Raw genomic sequence first — 21,034 nt, 5'->3', positions numbered from 1 at the left:
GCCCCGCCGTGCGTCGGCGGGGCCCGCCGTACGCTGGCGGGCATCCGAACCGCGAGGGAGACAGGACCGACCATGTTCCGCCACATCGTGCTGCTCGCCTGGACCGAGGACGCCACCGACGAGCAGAAGGCCGCCGTCGCGGCCGGACTGGGCAGGCTGCCGGAGCTGATCCCGCAGCTGCGCTCCTACGTCATCGGCCACGACGCGGGGGTGAGCGCCGGCAACCACGACTTCGCGGTGGTCGCGGACTTCGACGGCGTCGAGGACTACGCCGTCTACCGGGACCACCCGGAGCACCAGGCCGTGATCGCCGAGTGCATCAAGCCGATCCTGGCCTCCCGCGCCGCCGTGCAGTACCACGTCTAGACCGCCGGCCGGACCCGGCCCCCGGCGGACGCGATCAGCGCCTTGTCCGCGGACGTCGGGCCGGAGGAGCCGAGCCACACGGGCACGCCCAGTGCTCCGGCGACCGCCTCCGGCCAGTCGTCGACCCCGTCGGCGTAGTGCGGCCGGGCCCGCTCCAGCCGGGCGGTGAGCCGCGCCTGGCCCTCCAGGTCGCCCCTGCGGCCCACCGGCAGCTCGCCGATGTCGTAGGAGTCGCACATCCGCGAGACCGGCGCGTCCAGGTGGGTGAGGGCCAGGGCGTCCGCCCCGCCCGCCGCCGACAGCGCGTAGCGGTGCGCGACGGCGTCGAAGTGCCCGGTGCGGAACGGGCCCTGCCAGCGGCCGTCCCGGTTGTGCGGCTCGGGCAGGCGCAGCCGCGGGTCCTCGGTGACCAGCGGCCCCGGACCGTGCCGGGTCGTGTAGGTGCGCAGCACGCCGAGCCGTACGGCGGCGGCCCCGTCGAGCAGCGCCAGCGCGTTGCCGAAGGTCGTCGTGCTCCAGGTCGTGTGGGGGTGGAAGCCGTGCCACTCGTCGAGCAGCACCCCCTGGGCGCCCTCGAAGACGACGGGCCGCCTGCGCAGCAGGGCGGTGACGTAGGAGGGGTCGACCAGGACCGCCCGCTCGGCGAACGCCCGGTAGGCCGCCACGCAGTCGGCGACCGGCGGCCCGCCCGCGCCGAGCCGCTCGCGCAGCGCCTCCAGCTTGCGGGCCAGTGCCCACGGCCGCTCGCAGTCGCCGACCCTGGGGGCCATGAAGGGGTGCTCCAGCGCGTAGGCCATCGCCTCCCCGACGCCCATCCCGCAGGACCCGTGCCGCCTCTCGCCGCGGGCGAGCTCCCGGGCCCGCCCGGCCGCCACGTGGTACGGCGTGGCGAGCAGGGCCTCCCGGTCGATGGTGAGCATGCCGTACGGGTGCGGGACGCCGATCCGGCGCAGGTGGTCGGCCTCGGCGGTGAGCGCGAAGGGGTCCACCACGGTGTACCGCGACAGGTGGGTCGGCACGCCGCGCAGGGTCCCCGACCCGAACTGGGAGAACGTGTGGTGCCGCCCGTCGGGCAGCACGACGTTGTGCCCGGCCTGGGCGCCGCCGTTGAACCTGACCACCGCCGGGACCCCGCCGCGGGAGCAGAGCCAGTCGACCACGGTGCCCTTGCCGGCGTCGCCGTACCCGAGGTCGACGACGATCACGTGGTCCTTCACAGCCGGGTCACCCCGCTGCCGCCGGGGGCGGAGGGGCCGCCCGGGCCGAGCGCGCCGCGCGGGCCGGCGGGATCACCGGGGCCGAGCGCGTCCCGGGAGCCGGCGGGGTCGCCGGGGCCGAGCGCGCTCCGGGGGCCGAGGGACGCGCCGAGGGCGGGGGAGTCCACCACCGCCGCGCCCCGCTCCAGACCGGCCAGCGCCCGGGAGACCGAGGCCGCCGCGGTGGAGCCGAACTCGGCCAGGTCCGCCAGGCCCTCGTCGAGGCCGACCGCGTCCTCGCCCAGCCCGACGGTGAGCGCGATGGTCTCGCAGACCGCGTCCAGGTCGTCCAGCTCCAGCACGTTCTGCCCGAGCAGTCCGCGCCAGGCGGCCAGCACGTGGCCGTTGCGGGAGTGGCTCGCTCCGGCGGGGAGGATGAAGTAGACGTCGTACATCCGGATCAGCTCGGCGACGACGTCCTCGGTGGGGATGTCCCGCTGCAGCCGGTCGCCGATCACCCCGGCGACCTCGCGCCGCTTCACCGCCGGGTACGGCAGCTCGTCGCCGATGATGAACAGGTAGCCCCGGCGGCCCCGCTTCTCGTAGCAGTCGATCGAGGTGTGCCGGGCCATGAAGTACATCGCGAGTTCGTAGGACTCGGTCATCTGGCCGCCGCCCCCGCCTTCCAGCAGGACCTTGCCGAGGTGCTCGTCCATCCGGTTGTCGGACTCGAACTGGGCGACCTGCAGCGGCGCCCGGTCGCAGGTGGCGTCGCCGATCGCGCCGAACAGGATCTGCGGGTCGGTGGCGTAGCCCTTGCGCAGCAGCAGGCCGAGCAGGTCGGGCAGTCTGGTCTGCAGGGTGCGCGGCACGCCGCCCATCGAGCCGGTCACGTCGAAGAGCACGGCCACGGCCAGGGAGGCGGGGTGCTCGGCGGAGTCGCGGCTCTCCCGGGCCGCCACGCCGTGCGGGTTCAGGTCGTCGTGCACGGTGCGCGCGCCGGAGTCGCTGTAGGCGAAGGCGCTGGCGCCCCTGGCCGCCCGGAGGCGGGAGGCGGCGGAGTAGACGTCGGTGGACCAGATTCCGCTTCCCATGGGGGTTTCTCTTCCTTGAGGGGTCGCTACAGGTCTTGAGGGGTCGCTACAGGTGGAGGGGCCGGTACTTGCGCGGTCCGTACAGGTCGTCGAGGAGCTCGTCGAGTTCGGCGAGGAGCCGCCAGGCGTCGCGCGGCGGGGCGAGCAGGCTGCCCCGGAGGAAGGCGCGCATCGGCCCGGGGACGCGCCCGGCCGGGTCGCCGGGGCCGCAGGGGGCGAGGCGGCCGGGGCGGGTGAGAAGGTCGGGGCGCACGCCCATCAGGGCGGCGACGCAGCGGGTGGCCAGGCGGATGTCCAGGGCCTCGGTGGCCGGTCCCCGGGCGAGGACGTCCGGCGGGTAGTCCGCGCGGTGCCGGGTGACCAGGGCGGTCAGCCGGCCGCCGGCCGGCACCGACTGGCTCCAGTCGACGAGGACCAGGCCGTGCTCGACGGGGTGGACCAGGACGTGCTGCCCGAAGACGGCCCCGTGCACGATCCCGGCCCGGTGCGCGGTGCCGACCGCGACCAGCAGCCGCCGCCAGATCCAGGCCGCGTCCCGGGGGTCCAGCACCGGCCGCCGCCGCCGGACCTCCTCCAGGGTCAGGAACCCGTCCGGCACCCGGCTGATCACGTTGACGTGCCGCTCGACCCCGTCCGCGCGGTGCCGGAAGGAGTCCACCAGGCGCGGCACGTACGGCAGGAGGAGCGGGTCGGCCTCGCGTTCGAGCGTCCGGAGCGACTCGGCCTCGCGCCGCATGAGGTCGTTGTCGGCCGGGCCGAGGGGGAGCTTGAGCAGCATGTCGCGCCCGCACGCGCGGAGCACGGCCGTGGCGCCCCGGTGGAGCGTCCCGCCGACCCGGTAGGTCCCGCCCGCGGTGGTGATCACCGTCTCCGGCTCGGCGTGACCGCCGGAGGGGCCCCGGTGCAGCGCGGCCCAGAGGGCGGACAGCCGGGTGAAGGCCTCCGGGGCGCCGGGGGCGGTGGTCAGGTCGGGGTGGAGGCACCGGGCGAGCCGCCGGTAGGTCCGGCGCGGCGCGTCCCCGCCGAACAGGTCCTGCGGTGTCGCGGCGGCGTTGACCAGGGCGATCGCCTCGGCCGTGGTGGTCACCGGACCTCCTCCTCCCGCTCGGGCCGGAGCAGGGCCGGGTGGAGGAGCCGGGCGTCGCCCGCGCGGTAGAGCCGGGCGCGGGGACCGCCCCGGGGGCCGCCGCTCTCGGTGGTCTCGCCGGTGCTCTCCACGAACCCGGGGACCGACAGGACCTTGCGGTGGAAGTTGCCGGCGTGCAGCGGCACCCCCCAGACCGCCTCGTAGACCCCGCGCAGCTCGGAGATGGTGAACGTCTCGCCGACGAAGGCGGTGGCCAGCGGGGTGTACTCCAGCTTGGCCCGTGCCCGGTCGAGCGCGTGGTCGAGGATGCGCGCGTGGTCGAAGGCCAGCTCGGGCAGGTGGTCGACGCCGTACCAGGCGGCGTCGGCGGCGTCCGACCCGGCCTGGGGGTCGGGCAGGTCGGGCGCGAAGGCCAGGTAGGAGACCGAGACGATCCGCATCCGGGGGTCGCGGTCCGGCGCCCCGTAGCTGGCGAGCTGCTCGATGTGGACGCGGTCGGCCATCCCGGTCTCCTCGGCCAGCTCCCGGGCGGCGGCCCGGTCCAGGTCCTCGCCGGGCCGGATGAAGCCGCCGGGCAGCGCCCAGCGCCCCGCGAACGGCGGCTCGCCCCGCTCGACGAGGAGCACGTGCAGCACCCCGCCGAGGATGGTGAGCGCCACCACGTCGACGGTCACGGCGACGGGCGGGAACTCCCGCGGGTCGTAGGCCGCCAGGTACTCGCTTTCACCGCTCATCACACGTCCTTCTCACTATGAGATGGTCTCAGTATGAGAAGAACGATGGACCGTGTCAATCCCTCCTCCCGTACGGCGGGGCCCGCCGTACGGCCGACCGGCCCCGGGGCCGGTTCCGGAGCGCGGATCGAGAGGGGCGGGCCCGTACGCCGCCCGGGAACGGAGAAGGGGCGGTCCCGTGACACGGGACCGCCCCTCATCGCTGACCTGCCGCGGGAGCAGGGGGTTCTCGTCCTCCGGGAGCGGCCGTCTCAGGGCCGTCCCGCGGAGTGGTCGCTCAGAACGCGTCCTCCGGGAGCTCCATCAGGTCCTGGCCGGTGGCGGCGAGGATGCGGCGCTCGGCGGAGATCCGGGGCAGCACGGTCTGGGCGAAGAAGGAGGCCGCGGCCACCTTGCCGGTGTAGAAGGACCGGTCCTCCTCGGAGGAGCCCAGCGCGGCCAGCGCGACCTCGGCCTGGCGCAGGAGCAGCCAGCCGATCACCAGGTCGCCCAGGGAGAGCAGGAACCGGGTGGTGTTGAGGCCGACCTTGTAGACCTCCTTCGGGTCCTCCATCGAGCCGATCGCCCAGCCGGCCAGCGTGTCGGCCATGGCCTTGACCTCGTCGGCGGCCTCGTCGAGCAGGGCGCGCTCCACCTTCAGCCGGCCGTTGCCCGCCTCGGAGGCGGCGAAGGCCTTGACGTCGGTGTAGAGCGAGCCGAGTGCGGCGCCCTGGTTGCGCAGGACCTTGCGGAAGAACAGGTCCAGGCCCTGGATCGCGGTGGTGCCCTCGTAGAGGGAGTCGATCTTGGCGTCCCGGATGTACTGCTCGATCGGGTACTCCTGCAGGTAGCCGGAGCCGCCCAGGGTCTGCAGCGAGCGGGAGAGCATCTCGTAGGAGCGCTCGGAGCCGACGCCCTTGACCAGCGGGAGCAGCAGGTCGTTCATCGCCTCGGCGTGCTCGTCCCGGCGGCCCTCGAACTCGGCGATCTGCACCGCGTCCTGGTAGGTGGCGGTCAGCAGGACCAGCGCCCGCATGCCCTCGGCGTACGACTTCTGGAGCATGAGCTCGCGGCGCACGTCCGGGTGGTTCGTGACGGTCACGCGCGGGGCGGTCTTGTCGGCCATCTGGGTCAGGTCGGCGCCCTGCACGCGGGCCTTGGCGTACTCCAGCGCGTTGAGGTAGCCGGTGGACAGGGTGGCGATCGCCTTGGTGCCCACCATCATGCGGGCCTGCTCGATGACCATGAACATCTGCTTGATGCCCTCGTGCACGTCGCCGACGAGCGTGCCGACGGCCGGGTGCTTGTCGCCGAAGGTGAGCTCGCAGGTCGTGGAGACCTTCAGGCCCATCTTCTTCTCGACGTTGGTGACGTAGACGCCGTTGCGCTCGCCGAGCTCGCCGGTCTCCAGGTCCACGTGGTACTTCGGCACCAGGAACATCGACAGGCCCTTGGTGCCGGGGCCGTGGCCCTCGGGGCGGGCCAGCACGAGGTGGAAGATGTTGTCGGCCATGTCGTGCTCGGCGCTGGTGATGAAGCGCTTGACGCCCTCGATGTGCCAGGTGCCGTCAGGCTGCTGTACGGCCTTGGCCCGGCCGGCGCCCACGTCGGAGCCCGCGTCGGGCTCGGTGAGCACCATGGTGGCGCCCCACTGGCGCTCGATGGCCAGCTCGGCGAAGCGCTTCTGCTCGTCGTTGCCGATGGTGTGCAGGATGTGGGCGAAGCCGGGGCCGCTGGAGTACATCCACAGCGCCGGGTTGGAGCCGAGGATGAGCTCGGCCAGGGCCCACGCCACGCTGCGCGGCACACCGGGGCCGCCCATCTCGGCGGGGAGGTCGAGGTTGGTCCAGCCGGCGTCGCGCAGGGCGAAGAAGGACTTCTTGATGCCCTCGGGCATCTTCACCGTGCCGGTCGCCGCGTCGAACACCGGAGGCGTGCGGTCGCCCTCCTCGAAGGAGTCGGCGAGCACGCCGGTGGCCATGCGGTTGAGCTCCTCCAGCATGCTGCGGACGACGTCCTCGTCCAGGTCGGCGAAGCGACCTGTGCCCAGGATCTCCCGGCGTCCGAACATCTCGAAGAGATTGAACTCCAGGTCACGGATGTTGCTCTTGTAGTGGCCCATGGGGTCTGCTCCTTGAAGCCGGGGGTCCGGGATCGCATGTACTCGGGACAGGCGCGTACTCGCCAGTAACCTTACCGAGAATGCTACCCGCCGGTAACCGCTGAAAAACAGGCCCGACAGGGACGTTTGTCACATGGTTATGGGGAACAGGTGACCTTCATGGCGCTACCCCCGCTCCGCACGGCCGTCCTCCCGGATCCCCAGCCGCTGCGGAAGGTGCTCGGACCGGGAGTCATCGCGGCCGGCGTCGGCCTCGCCTCCGGCGAGTTCGTCATCTGGCCCTACATCTCCGCCAACGTCGGCCTGGTCTTCCTGTGGGCCGCGGTGGTCGGCGTGATCGCCCAGTACTTCCTGAACATGGAGATCGAGCGCTACACGCTCGCCACCGGCGAGACCGCGCTGACCGGGTTCAGCCGCCTGTGGCGGCACTGGGGCCTGGTCTTCGCGCTCATGGCGGTCCTGGCCAACATCTGGCCCGGCTGGGCCACGAGTTCGGCCACGGTGCTCACCTACGCCGCCGGCGGGGGAGACGTCACCGTCATCGCCGTGGTCGAGCTGCTGGTCATCGGCGTGGCGCTCACCTTCTCACCGGTCATCTACCGGACCGTGGAGGCCACCCAGTTCGTCAAGGTCGGCGCGGTGGTCGTCTTCCTGGTCGTCGCGCTCTTCCTGGCGATCACCGGTGACGCCTACCGCGGGCTGGGCGAGGCGGTCACCCACATCGGCCAGGTGCCCGCGGGGCTCGGCGCGGCGCTCGTCCTGGGCGCGATGGCCTTCGCCGGGGCGGGCGGCGGGCAGAACCTGGTGCAGAGCAACTGGATCAGGGACAAGAACATGGGCATGGGGGCCCGGATCCCCCGCCTGGTCTCCCCGGTGACCGGCGAGGACCAGGCCGCCCCCGCCACCGGCTACACCTTCGAGCCCGACGAGGCCAACCTGGCCCGCTGGCGCGCGTGGTGGCGGGTGGCCAACATCGAGCAGCTCGTCTCGTTCGTGGCGATCACGGTCTTCACGATCTTCCTGATGTCGATGCTGGCCTACTCCACGGTCTTCGGCACGGAGACCGCCGGTGACGTGACCTTCCTGCGCACCGAGGGGGAGGCGCTCAACCAGCGGTTGTCGTGGTTCGGCACCTTCTTCTGGGCGATCGGCGCGTTCTCACTGTTCGCGGCGAGCATGGGCATCTGCGACTACGTCGCCCGGATGGTCGCCGACAACGTCAAGACGGTCTACCTGCCGGGCAGCGCCCGGTGGACCGAGAGCCGCGTCTACAGCCTCGTCGTCTGGTTCATCGTCCTGTTCGGCATCGCGATGCTCACGATCGGCTTCGACCAGCCGATCACGCTGCTGGTGATCTCCGCCAGCGTCGGCGGGATCATGATGTTCCTCTACTCCGCGCTGCTCGCCCGGCTGAACCGCAAGATGCTCCCCGAGGCCGTCCGGATCCGCGGCTACCGGCTGGTCGTCGTGCTGGTGGCCTTCGCGTTCTTCGGCTACTTCTCCGTGCTCACGCTGATCGACCAGTTCGGCAAGCTCTTCTAGAGCCGGGCGGCGGCCCGCCCGTCCGACGTGCCGGAGGCCTTCACCCGGTTCGGCACCCGGTTCGGCACCCGGTTCGGCAGGACCTTCTGGGGGCGGGCGGGCCCGGCGTAGGCTCGGCGGCATGGAGGAGCGGGAGACGCCGGAGGAACTGGACGAACGCTGGCGGGCGGACCTGTCGGAGTGGGGCATTCCCGCTGGGATCGCGGCCGGGGCCCGCAGCGACCCGTGGGGGCACTCGCCCGCCCGGTTCGGCGAGCGCACCGACCGCGCGCTGGCCGACCCGGAGGGCCCGACCCTGGCCCGCGTCGCCGAGGCGCTGCCGCCGGGCGGGAGCGTGCTGGACGTGGGCGCGGGCACCGGAGCGGCCTCCCTGCCGCTGGCCCGCCTGGGAGAGCTCGTCGCGGTCGACACCTCCGCGGCGATGCTGGCCGAGCTGGAGACGCGGGCGAGGAGGCTCGGCGTGCCCGTGCGGCCGGTCGTGGGCCGCTGGCCGGACGTCGCCGGGGAGACTCCGGCGGCCGACGTCGCGGTGGCCGCCCACGTCGTCTACAACGTGCCCGACCTGGCCGCCTTCCTGACCGCGCTGACCGGCCACGTCCGCCGCCGGGTCGTCCTGGAGCTCACCCACCGGCACCCGATGAGCTGGCTCGGCCCGCTCTGGGCGCGCTTCCACGGCCTCATCCGGCCCGAGCGGCCCGGCGCCGGCGACGTGGCCGAGCTCGCCCGGCGGCTGGGGTACGGCGTGCGGCAGGAGGAGCGCCCGGCCCCGCTGCCCCGGTTCGCGAGCCTGGAGGAGATGGCCGAGAGCGCCTGCCGCAGGCTCTGCCTCGATCCCGGGCGGGCGGAGGAGGTCGTCGCGGCGGCGGTCGAGCTGGACATGTGGCCGGTGCTCAGGGACAGATGGGTCACGCTCTGGTGGGACGTGGAGTAACCCTCATAATGAGTTGAGTGGTTACGTAACCTCCTTGACGGTTTAGCCGGTGTCACGGTTGGCTGGACGCATGATTGACATCGACTACGTCACCTTCGACTGCGCCCGGCCGTACGAACTGGCGGCCTTCTGGCGCGACGCCACGGGCTTCGAGCTCGCGCCGGGGACCGGTGCGGACGACGACGAGGTCCTCCTGCTCGGCAAGGTCAACCTGCTGTTCATCAGGGTCCCCGAGGGCAAGGCCGTCAAGAACCGCGTCCATCTGGACGTCACCGGTTCCGAGGGCTCCACCCGCGACCAGGAGGTCGAGCGGCTGCTCGCCCTCGGGGCCACGGTCCAGGCCGACCGGCGCGCCCCCGACGGCTCCGGTTGGGTGACCATGCTCGACCCCGAGGGCAACGAGTTCTGCGTCTGCAGGAGCGAGGCCGAGAAGGAGTAGCCGCAGCGGCGGGCCCGCCCGCCGCCGTCCGGCAGGGCCCGCTCAGTGGCCGCGGGGGAGGGAAGCCTGCTTCCGCCCCCCGAGGACCAGGGCTAGCACGGCGGTGACCAGGTAGACCGCGACGCCGCCCTGGAGTGCGTCCAGAGCCGCGCTGAACGGCCCCTCGCGATCGACGATGAGCTGGACCGGGTACATCAGCGCGGCGGAGCCGAGCGCGGGATAGAGGGAGAAGCGCCAGGGGTGGTTGCGCGCCCACTGGCGGGCCGACCGGGTCACCCGGTCGGCGACGTCCGGCCTGGCGACCGAGCCGACCGCCGCGATCATCGAGAACAGGCTGATGCCGAGGCACAGGGCCCAGGTCAGGCTGGCGTCGCCCGGCAGGATGACCCCCAGGCCGAAGCTGGTGGCCGCCGCCGCGCCGCCGGTCACCGCCGCGGCCTTCCAAGGGGCGCCGCGCAGGGCCGCGCCGGACAGGGACATCTCGTCACGTCGAGTCAGTTCCTCTTTCATGCCTCCAGGCTGCCCTTTCCGTCCCCTTGTCCACATCGGGGGACGACCCTGATTCCTCCCTTACCCGCGGACGCGTCCCGGCTCGGGATTCCCACCGATCCGGTCGGTGCCGGGGGTGATGTCTGCTTTTTCGAAAGAATGTGCGAGTCGCCTGTGTGGAGGGCCCACCGCCGAGGTAGCGTCGGGACCGTCGCACGTCGGGCTCCCCCTTCGGCATTGACCAGGCTTCACAAAGGGGGATCGATGCTCGCCCTCGCTCGCTGGCAGCGTGTCGCGGTGATCGCGCTGCTCATCCTGCCGATCCTCGTGATCGTCCTGCTCTCCGTGCCGGTCTGGATGTCCTGGCCCTGGCTCCGCGCCGAGCGCCGGGCGGACGTGCTGGCCCTGGTGGAGAAGCTGACCGCCTGCCTCAGGGCGTTCGTGCGGGCCGACCGGACATCCCCCGGCGAGCCCGGGCGCCGCCGGTAGGCTGATCATCATGCCGGCTACCTTCCGTCCCGCCCGTCTCGCCGACCTCCCGCACGTCGTGGCCATGATCGCTGATGACGCCATCGCCGCCGCCCGCACGGGCGTCTACGGTGACGAGCACCGCGCCGCCTTCGCCGCCATCGAGGCCGACCCGAACAACGAGCTGATCGTGGCCGAGCAGGACGGGGAGGTCGTGGGCACCCTGCAACTGACCTACATCCCGGGGATCTCCCGGCGCGGGGCCTGGCGCCTGCAGGTGGAGGCCGTACGGGTCGCATCCGCCCTGCGCGGGCGAGGGCTCGGCCGGAAGATGATGGAATGGGCGATCGAACGCGGCCGCGCGCGTGGCTGCGTGGTGGTCCAGCTCACCACCGACAAGTCGCGCAAGGACGCCCACCGGTTCTACGAGTCCCTCGGCTTCGCCGCCTCCCACGAGGGCTACAAGCTCGACCTGGGTTAGCCCGCCCCCGGTTGGCGCGGGCTCACGCCGGGGCGATCTCCACCAGGTTGTCGTGGTAGGTCGCGCCCCGGCCCAGGTCGGCGTCGTGCTCGTCCACCACGGCGTTGACCGTCGAGCCGCCGGGGCTGAGCTTGCGCCAGTGCCCCTTGGTGGACGCCACCACGCCGGGCCGTACGCTCTCGGTGACCTCCACCTCGGCCTCGAACGCGCCGCCGTCGTTGAAGACGCGGGCCCGCTGCCCGGAGGCCAGACCCCGCGCCGCCGCGTCGGCCGGGTTCACCAGGACCCGGGGGCCCTTCGAACGCCGCAGCAGCTCGGGGTTGTTGCCGAACGTCGTGTTCAGGAAGGTGTGGGACGCCGGGGTGACCAGGACCAGCGGATGCCTCCCCCGCGCGGCCGTGGCCGTGCGCGGGGGCACGTAGGCGGGCCCGGAGGGGAAGCGCAGCCGCCCCGAGGGCGTCGGGAACCCCTCGGCGAAGGGCAGGAACGGCCGCGGCACGTTCAGCCGGACCCAGCCCTCCTTCCGGAGCCGGTCCACCGTGATCCCGTCCAGGGACGGGTGGCCGGAGGAGAGCAGCTGCTCGGCCAGTTCCAGGTCGGAGTCGAACAGCGACGGCTCGGTCAGGCCCATGTGCCGGGCCAGGCGGCGGAACGTCTCGGTGGTGGACAGGCACTCGCCCGGCGGGGGGACGGCCGGTTCGTTCCACAGCAGGTACATGTGGCCGTAGCCGGCGTGCAGGTCCAGGTGCTCGGTCTGCATCGTCGCAGGGAGCACGAGGTCGGCGTAGTCGACGGTGTCGGTCGCGAACTGCTCCATCACGACCGTGAACAGGTCCTCGCGCAGCAGCCGCTCGCGGATGCGGTTCTGGTCGGGGGAGGAGCCCACCGGGTTGGCGCCGTAGACCCACAGGCACTTCACCGACTCGTCCAGCTCGCTGGCGAGCCGGGTCATGGTGAGCGTGCGGACCGGCCGGGCCAGCAGGTCGTCGCGGTGGTCGATGTCCAGGTGGATGTGGCCGCTGGTGGAGTAGGAGATCCCGCCGCCGGGCCGGCGCCAGTCGCCGGTCACCGCGGGGATCGCGGCGAGCGCCCGCAGCGCCGCCCCGCCGCCCGCGTGCCGCTGGATCCCCATCGTGGCGCGGATGCCGGTGGGGCGGGTGCGGGCCAGGCGCAGGCCCAGGGCCCGGACGTCCTCCTCGGGCAGTCCGGTGATCTCCGCCACCCGCTCCGGGGGGTGGCGGAGGATCTCCTCGCGGAACGCCTCCCAGCCCTCGGTGTGCCGCTCCAGGTAGTCGCGGTCCTCCGCGCCCTCGGCCAGCACGACGTGGAGCAGACCGAGCGCCAGGGCCGCGTCGGTGCCCGGCCGGATGGGCAGGTGCTCGTCGGCCTGCTCGGCGGTGCGGGTCCGGATCGGGTCGACCGCCACGACGTGGGCCCCGGCGGCACGGGCGTCCTGGACGAACTTCCACAGGTGGTGCCCGCTGGTGAGCGTGTTGGTGCCCCAGAGCAGGATCAGTCTCGACGACGCGAAGTCTTCGGGGTCCATGCCGCCGGGAGTGCCGTTGATCTCCGTCAGGCCCGCGTTGCCCGCCGCCGAGCAGATGTTCAGATGGTGCCTGGACGCGCCCAGCACGTTCCAGAACCGGCGGCCCGCCACGCCCTCGCAACCCTGGAGGTAGCCGAGGCTCCCGGTGCCGTTGTAGGGCCAGATCGCCTCGCCGCCGTGCTCGTCGACGATCGCGCGCAGCCGTACGGAGATCTCCTCCAGGGCCTCGTCCCAGGTGATCCGCTCGAACTCGCCCGAGCCCTTGGGACCGACGCGCCGCATCGGGTGCAGGAGGCGGTCGGCCGCCCGGGTGTGCTCCAGATAGCGGTTGACCTTCACGCACAGCGCGCCGCGCGTGTAGGGGTGGTCGGGGTTGCCGCGCATCTTCACGGCCTCGCCGCCGGCGACGGTGACCACCCATGAGCACGTGTCCGGGCAGTCCAGCGGACACGCCCCCAGGATCTGCAATTCACCCGACATGAGCCCGACTGTAGCCGCGGAGCCGTAGGGACGGAAAAGGGGTACGGCCCGCCCGGCCGTACCCCTTCCGCTCCGGCCGCCCGCTACGAGGGCACGCCGGCGTGGTCGTGGTCGTGGTCGTGGTCATGGGCGAGACCGCCCCCGCCGGAGGCCGCCCGGCCGGAGCCGCCGTCGGCCGCAGCCCGTCCGGACCGGGTGGAACCGCCGGGCAGGACCGGGCTGTAGGCGTAGGTGAACGCCGCGGTGGCGATCGCGCCGCTGTTCACCCGCAGGGCCTTGTCGCTGATGTTGGCGATGGTGTCGCAGGCCTCGTGGTAGCACTTGTCGTAGGCCGTCCCGGCCCGGCCGCCGAACTTCGCGGCCTCCGCCGCGGTCTTGACGCCCTCCGCGCCGGTGAACAGCCCGCCCGCCGGGATGCCCGCCGCGATGAAGGGACCGTAGTCCGAGCGGCCGGTGAAGTCGGTCCCGGTGTACGGCTGGCGGGCGGTCCTGAAGTACGACTCGAAGAGCTTCTCGATCTTGTCCGAGCCCGCCGGACCGGCCGGGGACCCGGTGCGGTCCGAGTCGTCGCCGTCGTAGATGCCGAAGACGTGGTTCGGGGAAGCGATCATGTCGAAGTTCAGGTAGAGCCTGATCCTGGCCTTCTCCGCGGCGGACAGCTTCGCCATGTAGTGCTTGGAGCCGAGCAGGCCCAGTTCCTCGGCGCCCCAGAAGGCGAAGCGCAGCCGGTTCCTCGTCTGCAGGCTCCCGGCCTGGATCGCGGTCTCCAGCACGCCCGCGCTGCCCGAGCCGTTGTCGTTGATGCCGGGGCCCTCCGGGACGCTGTCCAGGTGCGCGCCGAGCATGGCGACCTTGCCCGGGTCGCCCCAGCGGCTCTCGGCCAGCACGTTGTGCGTCCTGCGCTTCGGGTCGCCCTCGGTGCGCGTGGTGAGGGTCACCGCCGTCCCCGGGGCGGACAGCTCCTTGCCGACCGCGAACGTGGTCCCGACGACCGGGAGGTTCACGGTCGTCCCGCCCAGGGTGCCGCCGACCACTCCCCGGCGGTCGGCCCTGCCCGTGCCGCTCTGCCCCTCGTTGAAGATGATCACAGCGCGGGCCCCGGCGGCCTGCGCGTTCTCCGCCTTGACCTGGAAGGTGCAGGTGCCGCGCTGCAGGAGCGCGATGTTGCCCGGGGTGAAGCCGGCGAAGTCGGCCGCCTCGCAGCCGGAGGTGGAGCCGTCGGGGGTCGCGGGCGGCGGCAGCTTCACGTCCACGGCCTGGACCGCGGCGGTGACGCTGCCCGACCCGGAGTACGTCATGACCCGGAAGTGGGTCATGCGGGTGTAGGCCTTCGCCGAGGGGGCGACCCGGCGCATCGTGGTCTCGGTGATCTCGCGGAAGAAGGGGAACTCGAACTCCTGCAGGGTGACGCGGTAGCCGGCCTCGCGCAGCCGGTCGGCCACGTAGCCGGCCGACGCGTCGTAGCCGGGGGTGCCCGCCGCGCGGGTGCCGCCGTGCGCGTCGGCGATCTCCTGGAACGCCTGCAGGTGCCGTTTGACGGCGGGGGCCCTGACCGCCTGGCTGAGCGTCCGGGGATCCGGGGCGGCGCCGGCCGGGGCGGCGGAGACGACGGGCAGGGCCACGGCCGAAACCGCGGTGACGGCGGCCAGCAGGCCCCTGTACGCGCGCGTGCGCATGCGGAACTCCTCCTCTGAACCAGTGGAGCGGGAAATCCCCGCGATCGCGATCAGGCGGAACATGTCCGGACAAATGGAACCTGATAAGCGTTTCTCGACATTTGTTACCGAGCGGAGTCAGATGGCAGACGACACCGCAGGTGGAGGGGCGGATGACAGGGCATGACCCGAGCTTTTCAGGTCGCTCCCGCCCCGGACCGGCGATCGCGAGAACCGGAGGGTCAATTCTCCGTCTCGGACGGGCGGCCGATCCCCGCGGGAACCGTTCCGGACGGAAGTGTGGGGCGGTGAGGCGGGCGCGGCCGCGCCTGTGGAGACTGGAAGGAAAGATCGGTGACGCAGATCTAGTACGAAACAGGCAGAATCGCAGGCGGTGAGAAATATCAAGGAACGCGGGGAGAGGACTTCCGCCGCCGGCGCGCCGCCGGGCGGCGACCCCGCCGTGCTCGTCGTCGAGCCACTGCTGCCCCAGCGCATCCGCCGCCCCTCCGACGCGCTGCGCTTCCTGGCCACCCTGCTGGCGCTGGCGGCCGTGATCCTCCTCGCGCTGGTCGCCAAGAAGACGCTCAACGGCCTGGAGGCCGACGTCACCGAGGGCACCAGGCGCGTGCCGTTCCTGCTCAGCGGCCTGGTCGGGGTGCTGGGCGGCGGCGCCATGCTCGCCATCCCGGCCGCATACGCGATCGAGCGGGTGATCCACCGCGACGGCCTGCGCGTCGCCGAGGGCCTGTTCGCGGCGATCGCCGGCATGGTCCTCTCGTTCGTCCTCGGCGAGTGGATCATCGCCGCCGGCGCCGAGGACCTGCGCCTGCTGCTCACCGGCGGCCGCACCGGGGTCGAACCGCTCAACACCCTGCTCACCTCGGTCATCGCCTACACCACCGCGGTGCGCATCTCCAACCGCCCCACCTGGCGCGCCGCGCTGTGGACGGCGGTCGTGGTGAACGCGATCGCGCTGTTCGCCGGACTGGCCGCCACCGTGCTCGGCATCGTCGTCTCCATCCTGGTCGGCCTCGCCGTCGGCTACGCCACGCTGTACGGCGTGGGCAGCCCCAACACCCGCCCGCCCGGCAGCGCGATCGTCGCCGCCGTCCGGAAGCTGGGCTTCCACCCGGTCAAGGCCCGCAGGCTCGACGACGACCACCAGAGCAGCCGCCGCTACGCCGTCGGGCTGCGGGACGGCAGCCGCCTCGACGTCACCGTCCTCGACCGCGACCGCCAGGTCGCCGGCCTGCTCTACCGCCTCTGGCGCCGCATCCGCCTCAGCTCCGAGACCCGCCGCAAGGCCATCCGCTCGCTCCGCGCCGAACTGGAGCGCGAGGCCCTGATGGCGTACGCCGCGCACGCCGCCGGGGCCAGCACCCCCCGGCTCGTCGGCACCAGCGAGATCGGCTCCGAGGCCGCGCTGCTCGTCTACGAGCACACCCCGACCCGCGCGCTGGAGGACATCCCCGACGAGGAGATCGACGACGACCTGCTCGCCCAGATCTGGGAGCAGGTCCTCCTGCTGCAGGTCCAGCGGCTCGCCCACCGGCGGCTGACCGGCGACAGCATCCACGTCGACGACGAGGGCCGGGTCGTCCTGATGGACGCCCGCAGCGGCGAGATCGCCGCCGGAGACCTGCTGCTCAGCCTGGACATCGCCCAGCTGCTCACCTACCTCAGCCTCCGGGTCGGAGCCGAGCGCGCGGTCCGCGCCGCCGCGACCGTGGCGGGGCCGCACACTCTGGCCGCGGCCCTCCCGCTGCTCCAGCGGATCGCGCTCACCCGCGAGACCAGGGTGGCGCTGAGCAAGGACAAGGGGCTGCTGCCCGCGATCCGGGAGCGGATCGTCGAGCTGGAGCCGAAGGCCGAGGCCGAGACGATCCGCCTGGAGCGGTTCCGCCCGAAGACCCTCTTCACGATCGTCGCCAGCGCCCTCGCCGCGTACCTCGTCGTCTCCTACCTGGCCGAGACCAACCTGAACATGCTCACCTCCGCCAAGTGGGGGTGGACCGGGGTGGCCTTCGCCGCCGCGATGCTGAGCTACGTCGCCGCCGCGCTGATGCTGAGGGGCTTCGTGCCCGAAAGGCTCCCGCTCGGCCGGACCGTGCTGGTGCAGTTCGCCGGGTCGTTCGTGAAGCTGGTCGCCCCGGCCGCGGTGAGCGGCGTCGCCGTCAACACCCGCTACCTGCAGCGACGGGGGATCCCCCCGGGCCAGGCGGTGGCCAGCGTCGGCGCGTCCCAGCTCGTCGGTCTCGCCTTCCACATCACGCTGCTGCTGCTGTTCGCCTACGTCACCGGCTCGGCCACGGCCGCGTCCTTCACCCCGTCGCGCACCCTGGTCTTCGTGCTGCTGGCCGTGGCGGTGCTGGTGCTCTTCCTGATGGGCGTGCCGCGCCTGCGCCGCATGGTGACCTCGCGGGTCCGCTCGCTGTTCTCCGGGGTCATCCCGCGCCTGCTGGACGTGCTCCAGTCCCCCCGGAAGATCGCCGAGGGCTTCGCCGGAACCCTGCTGCTGACGGTCTTCTTCGTCGTCTGCCTGGACGCCTGCGTGCGCGCCTTCGGCGAACCCCTGAACTTCGCCGCCGTCGCGGTGGTCTTCCTGGCCGGTAACGCCATCGGCTCGGCCGCCCCCACCCCCGGCGGCCTCGGCGCGGTGGAGGCCGCCCTCGCGACCGGCCTCACCATCGCCGGTCTCGACAGAGAGGTCGCCATCTCCGCCGTGCTGCTGTTCCGGCTTCTCACCTTCTGGTTCCCGGTCCTGCCCGGCTGGGCCTCGTTCGCCTACCTGCAGCGGAACGGGGCCCTGTAACCGGGCCGGATCGGTGTCCCGCACGTCCGGCCCCGGCCGGTCCTGCCTACATCCGGCCCTGGCTCCGGCCAGCCCTGGCTAGGACCGGTCCTGCCTACATCCGGCCTGGCTAGGACCAGTCCTGTCTACGACCGGTCCCGGCCACGGCCGACCGTTCCCGTACGGCTAGCCGGCCCCGAGGTCGACGCCGGCCTCGGCCGCGTCCTCGTCGATGGCCGCCAGCTCCTCCGGGGTGAAGGAGAGGTTCCGCACCGCCCCGAGGCTGTCCTCCAGCTGCCGCACGCTGCTCGCGCCGATCAGCACCGAGGTCACCCGCCGGTCCCGCAGCGCCCAGGCCAGCGCCATCTGCGCCAGCGACTGGCCGCGCGCCGAGGCGATCTCGTTGAGCCTGCGCACGTGCCGCATGGTCTGCTCGGTGAGCATCTCCGGCTTGAGGAAGTGCCCCAGCGAGGCCCGCGACCCCTCCGGGATCCCGCCGAGGTAGCGGTCGGTCAGCATGCCCTGCGCCAGCGGCGAGAACGCGATGCAGCCCGCCCCCTCGGCCTCCAGCACGTCCAGCAGGCCGCCCTCGATCCACCGGTTGAGCATCGAGTACGACGGCTGGTGGATCAGCAGCGGCGTGCCCATCTCCCGCAGGATCCGCGCCGCCTCGGCGGTCTGCTCCGGCGAGTACGACGAGATCCCGGCGTACAGCGCCCGCCCGGACCGGACCGCGTGGTCCAGCGCGCCCATCGTCTCCTCCAGCGGCGTGTCCGGGTCGGGCCGGTGGCTGTAGAAGATGTCGACGTAGTCCAGGCCCATGCGCCTGAGCGACTGGTCCAGGCTGGCCAGGAGGTACTTGCGCGACCCCCACTCGCCGTACGGTCCGGGCCACATGTCGTAGCCCGCCTTCGTCGAGACGACCAGCTCGTCGCGGTAACGGGCGAAGTCCTCCCGCAGGTGCCGCCCGAAGTTCGCCTCCGCCGAGCCGTACGGCGGGCCGTAGTTGTTGGCCAGGTCGAAGTGGGTCACCCCGAGGTCGAAGGCCCGGCGCAGGATGGCCCGCTGCACCTCGAACGGCTTGTCGTCGCCGAAGTTGTGCCAGAGCCCCAGCGAGACCGCGGGCAGTCTGAGCCCGCTCCGGCCGACCCGGTTGTACGGCTGCCGCCCGTCGTAGCGGTCGTCGGCCGCCCGGTAGTCGCCGGGGGTCACTGCGCCGCCTTCGCGGTGTCGAGGATCCAGGAGAGGGTGAAGGCCTCCTCGCGCCAGGAGTCGTACCTGCCGCTCCGGCCGCCGTGCCCGGCGCCCATCTCCGTCTTCAGCAGGAACGGCCCGCCGCGCGCGGTGTCGCGGAGCCTCGCGATCCACTTGGCGGGCTCGTGGTAGAGCACCCGGGTGTCGTTGAGGCTGGTGATCGCCAGGATCGGCGGGTAGACCCGGCCGTCCACGTTCTCGTACGGCGAGTACGACTTCATGTACGCGTACACGTCCGGATCGTGCAGCGGGTCGCCCCACTCGTCCCACTCGATGACGGTGAGCGGGAGCGACGGGTCGAGGATCGTGTTCAGCGCGTCCACGAACGGCACCTCGGCGACCACGCCGGCGAAGGACTCCGGCGCGAGGTTGGCGACCGCGCCCATCAGCAGCCCGCCCGCAGACCCGCCGCGCGCGATGACGCCGGAGGACCAGCCGGCCGCCCTGAGGTGCTCGGCGCAGGCGACGAAGTCGGTGAAGGTGTTCTTCTTCTGCTGGAACTTCCCGTCCTCGTACCACCGGCGGCCCATCTCGCCGCCGCCCCTGATGTGCGCGATGGCGAAGACGAAGCCCCGGTCCAGCAGGCTGAGCCTGGCCACCGAGAACGACGGGTCGACCGAGATCTCGTAGCTGCCGTAGCCGTACAGGACCGTGGGCGCGGGCCGCTCGGTGCCCTTCCGCACCGCGATGGAGATCGGCACGCGGGTGCCGTCCGGAGCGGTCGCCCACTCGCGGAACTGCTCGTAGTCGGCCGGGTCGTAACCGCCGAGCACGGGCTTGCGCTTCAGCAGGATCAGCTCCCGCGACGCCAGGTCGTAGTCGTAGACCGACGGCGGCGTGATCATGCTGGTGTAGCCGATGCGGAGCCGTCCGGTGACGAACTCCGGGTTCCCCGAGGGCGCCACGTCGTAGATCGGCTCCGGCAGGCCGATCTCGTACGGCTCGCCGTCCGCGGGCAGGATGCGGATGCCGGTGAGGCCGTCGCGGCGGAAGTGCACGACGGTGTGACCGGAGAAGGCGTCGACGTCCAGCAGCCGGGTGTCCTCGCGGTGCGCGATCAGCGGCGTCCAGGTGCCGGGGTCGTCGAGCGGGGCCGTGGCCAGCTCGAAGTTCTCGGCGTTCTTGTTGTGCAGGACCAGGAAGCGGTCGCCGGCGTGGTCGAGGCCGTACTCGACGCCGGTCTCACGGGGCCGCACGACGCGGAACTCACCGGTCGGCCGGTCCGCCTCCAGGATCCGGATCTCGCTGGTGATCTTGCTTCCGGCGGAGAGGATCAGGTAGCGCTCGCTGCGGGTGAGGCCGACGCCGATCCAGAACCGCTCGTCCGCCTCCTCGTGGACGAGCACGTCGTCGGCGGCCGGGGTGCCGACGGTGTGCCGGTAGACCCGGTGGGGGCGCCAGGCCTCGTCGACCGTCGTGTAGAAGAACGTGGTCCCGTCGGCGGACCAGGCGCCGCCGTAGAAGATGCCGGGGATCTCGTCGGCGAGGGTCTGGCCGGTGACGAGGTTCTTGACCTTGAGGGTGAAGCGCTCGTCGCCGGTGAAGTTCACCGAGTAGGCCAGCAGGGTGCCGTCCGGGCTCACCGCGCTGGTGCCGAGGGCGAAGAAGTCGCTCTCGCCGGCCAGCTCGTTGCCGTCGAGCATGACCTGCTCGCCGGGGAGCGGCTCGCCGGCCTTCAGCTCCGGAGGGGTCTCCCCCGCGGCGGCGACCCGGCACTGGATGCCGTACTGCTTGCCCTCCTCGGTTCGGGAGTAGTACCACCAGTCGCCCTTGCGGGTGGGGACGGACAGGTCCGTCTCCAGGGTCCGGCCCTTGATCTCCTGGAAGATCGTCTCCTGGAGGGGTTTCAGGTGGGCGGTCATCTGCTGGGTGTAGGCGTTCTCGGCCTCGAGATAGGCGATCGTCTCGGGATCGTCCTTGACCGTCAGCCATGCGTAGTGGTCGATCACGGTGTCCCCGTGGTGCACGCGCTCGCTGGGGACCTTCTTCGCCGTAGGCGGCATCTCGCTGCTCACCCCGTCGAGTCTATGGTTCCGGCGGCTTCGGACCCGATCAGGGAATCAGCGCGTCCTCCGGTGCGTTGTCACGCTTCGGCCGGGCTCGAATGCGTTCATCCGGCTCGTCCCGGACCCGGCCCGCCCGGTTCGCGGTTCCGTCTCGAGCGGTCCCGGGGACTGCTAATCTTTTGACGTCGCCGAGATCCGGCGCAAACCACTCCACTCACTTCGGTGACTTCGATGTGGTTTGCCGTGTTTCGTCGACAATCCCCTGAAACCAACGGCTTCAGAGATCGGTTCGCAGAACCACTCAAGGGCTGGTAAGTTTGAGGGGTTGCCCCGGAAACGGGGCGGTCCGAATTCCAGACGGATCAGCCAGA

The 21,034-nt window shown here is 72.2% G+C and carries 17 protein-coding genes; 7 read left to right on the top strand and 10 right to left on the bottom strand.

Going from position 1 to position 21,034, the window contains the following annotated elements; translation table 11 throughout:
- Positions 1-72 precede the first annotated feature (72 nt).
- Positions 73-366: a Dabb family protein gene (locus IEZ06_RS28330; RefSeq protein ID WP_189239737.1), complete on the top strand. Its 294-nt coding sequence runs from the start codon at positions 73-75 to the stop codon at positions 364-366.
- Here the strand turns inward: IEZ06_RS28330 and IEZ06_RS28325 are convergent.
- From IEZ06_RS28325 to IEZ06_RS28305, 5 genes are all read right to left on the bottom strand, one after another.
- Positions 363-1,583: an adenylosuccinate synthetase gene (locus tag IEZ06_RS28325; RefSeq protein WP_189239736.1), complete on the bottom strand. Its 1,221-nt coding sequence runs from the start codon at positions 1,581-1,583 to the stop codon at positions 363-365. The genes IEZ06_RS28330 and IEZ06_RS28325 overlap by 4 nt on opposite strands.
- Complete coding sequence (locus tag IEZ06_RS28320) at positions 1,580-2,656, bottom strand: hypothetical protein (RefSeq protein WP_229798804.1); 1,077 nt, start codon at positions 2,654-2,656, stop codon at positions 1,580-1,582. The genes IEZ06_RS28325 and IEZ06_RS28320 overlap by 4 nt, the downstream gene beginning before the upstream one ends.
- 46 nt (positions 2,657-2,702) lie before the next feature.
- Entirely contained in the window at positions 2,703-3,743 is a 1,041-nt protein-coding gene (locus IEZ06_RS37340; protein ID WP_189239735.1) for an RIO2 family protein, read from the bottom strand.
- On the bottom strand, positions 3,740-4,477 hold the full coding sequence (locus IEZ06_RS28310; protein ID WP_068902850.1) for an NUDIX hydrolase: 738 nt from the start codon (positions 4,475-4,477) through the stop codon (positions 3,740-3,742). The genes IEZ06_RS37340 and IEZ06_RS28310 overlap by 4 nt, the downstream gene beginning before the upstream one ends.
- Before the next feature lie 277 nt (positions 4,478-4,754).
- Positions 4,755-6,578, bottom strand: coding sequence for an acyl-CoA dehydrogenase (locus IEZ06_RS28305; RefSeq protein WP_189239734.1), 1,824 nt, complete (start codon positions 6,576-6,578; stop codon positions 4,755-4,757).
- A 159-nt stretch (positions 6,579-6,737) separates the two neighbouring features.
- Here IEZ06_RS28305 and IEZ06_RS28300 point away from each other — a divergent pair, with 159 nt between their 5' ends.
- The 3 genes from IEZ06_RS28300 (at position 6,738) to IEZ06_RS28290 (ending at position 9,490) form a co-directional block, all read left to right on the top strand.
- Entirely contained in the window at positions 6,738-8,120 is a 1,383-nt protein-coding gene (locus IEZ06_RS28300) for an Nramp family divalent metal transporter (RefSeq protein ID WP_189239733.1), read from the top strand.
- A 121-nt stretch (positions 8,121-8,241) separates the two neighbouring features.
- A complete protein-coding gene (locus tag IEZ06_RS28295) occupies positions 8,242-9,051 on the top strand; it encodes a class I SAM-dependent methyltransferase (protein ID WP_229798802.1) in 810 nt (269 codons plus the stop codon).
- A gap of 70 nt (positions 9,052-9,121) precedes the next feature.
- Positions 9,122-9,490, top strand: coding sequence for a VOC family protein (locus IEZ06_RS28290; protein WP_189239732.1), 369 nt, complete (start codon positions 9,122-9,124; stop codon positions 9,488-9,490).
- 42 nt (positions 9,491-9,532) lie between these two features.
- On the opposite strand, the gene IEZ06_RS28285 is transcribed toward IEZ06_RS28290, so the two are convergent.
- Positions 9,533-10,000, bottom strand: coding sequence for a hypothetical protein (locus IEZ06_RS28285; RefSeq protein WP_189239731.1), 468 nt, complete (start codon positions 9,998-10,000; stop codon positions 9,533-9,535).
- 243 nt (positions 10,001-10,243) lie between these two features.
- On the opposite strand from IEZ06_RS28285, the gene IEZ06_RS28280 reads away from it, so the two are divergent.
- Entirely contained in the window at positions 10,244-10,468 is a 225-nt protein-coding gene (locus IEZ06_RS28280; protein ID WP_068902862.1) for a hypothetical protein, read from the top strand.
- 10 nt (positions 10,469-10,478) lie between these two features.
- Positions 10,479-10,928: a GNAT family N-acetyltransferase gene (locus IEZ06_RS28275; RefSeq protein WP_189239730.1), complete on the top strand. Its 450-nt coding sequence runs from the start codon at positions 10,479-10,481 to the stop codon at positions 10,926-10,928.
- Between the two features lie 22 nt (positions 10,929-10,950).
- Here IEZ06_RS28275 and IEZ06_RS28270 read toward each other — a convergent pair whose 3' ends face one another.
- Together IEZ06_RS28270 and IEZ06_RS28265 are read right to left on the bottom strand one after the other, a co-directional pair.
- Complete coding sequence (locus IEZ06_RS28270) at positions 10,951-12,954, bottom strand: molybdopterin-containing oxidoreductase family protein (RefSeq protein ID WP_189239729.1); 2,004 nt, start codon at positions 12,952-12,954, stop codon at positions 10,951-10,953.
- Between the two features lie 83 nt (positions 12,955-13,037).
- Positions 13,038-14,630: a M28 family metallopeptidase gene (locus tag IEZ06_RS28265; protein ID WP_189239728.1), complete on the bottom strand. Its 1,593-nt coding sequence runs from the start codon at positions 14,628-14,630 to the stop codon at positions 13,038-13,040.
- Positions 14,631-15,003: 373 nt separating this feature from the next.
- Between IEZ06_RS28265 and IEZ06_RS28260 the strand changes: the two genes are divergently transcribed.
- Positions 15,004-17,424, top strand: coding sequence for a lysylphosphatidylglycerol synthase transmembrane domain-containing protein (locus IEZ06_RS28260; RefSeq protein WP_229798800.1), 2,421 nt, complete (start codon positions 15,004-15,006; stop codon positions 17,422-17,424).
- Positions 17,425-17,589: 165 nt separating this feature from the next.
- Here IEZ06_RS28260 and mgrA read toward each other — a convergent pair whose 3' ends face one another.
- Both mgrA and IEZ06_RS28250 read right to left on the bottom strand, forming a co-directional pair.
- Positions 17,590-18,615, bottom strand: a complete 1,026-nt coding sequence (gene mgrA / locus IEZ06_RS28255) for an L-glyceraldehyde 3-phosphate reductase (protein ID WP_189239727.1) — start codon at positions 18,613-18,615, stop codon at positions 17,590-17,592.
- On the bottom strand, positions 18,612-20,672 hold the full coding sequence (locus IEZ06_RS28250) for a S9 family peptidase (RefSeq protein ID WP_203872203.1): 2,061 nt from the start codon (positions 20,670-20,672) through the stop codon (positions 18,612-18,614). The genes mgrA and IEZ06_RS28250 overlap by 4 nt, the downstream gene beginning before the upstream one ends.
- Positions 20,673-21,034: the final 362 nt, after the last annotated feature.

Origin of the sequence: Planomonospora antibiotica (assembly GCF_014647955.1) — a bacterium.
Lineage (GTDB): Bacteria > Actinomycetota > Actinomycetes > Streptosporangiales > Streptosporangiaceae > Planomonospora > Planomonospora parontospora.
This window is presented reverse-complemented; position numbering and strand designations above follow the sequence as displayed.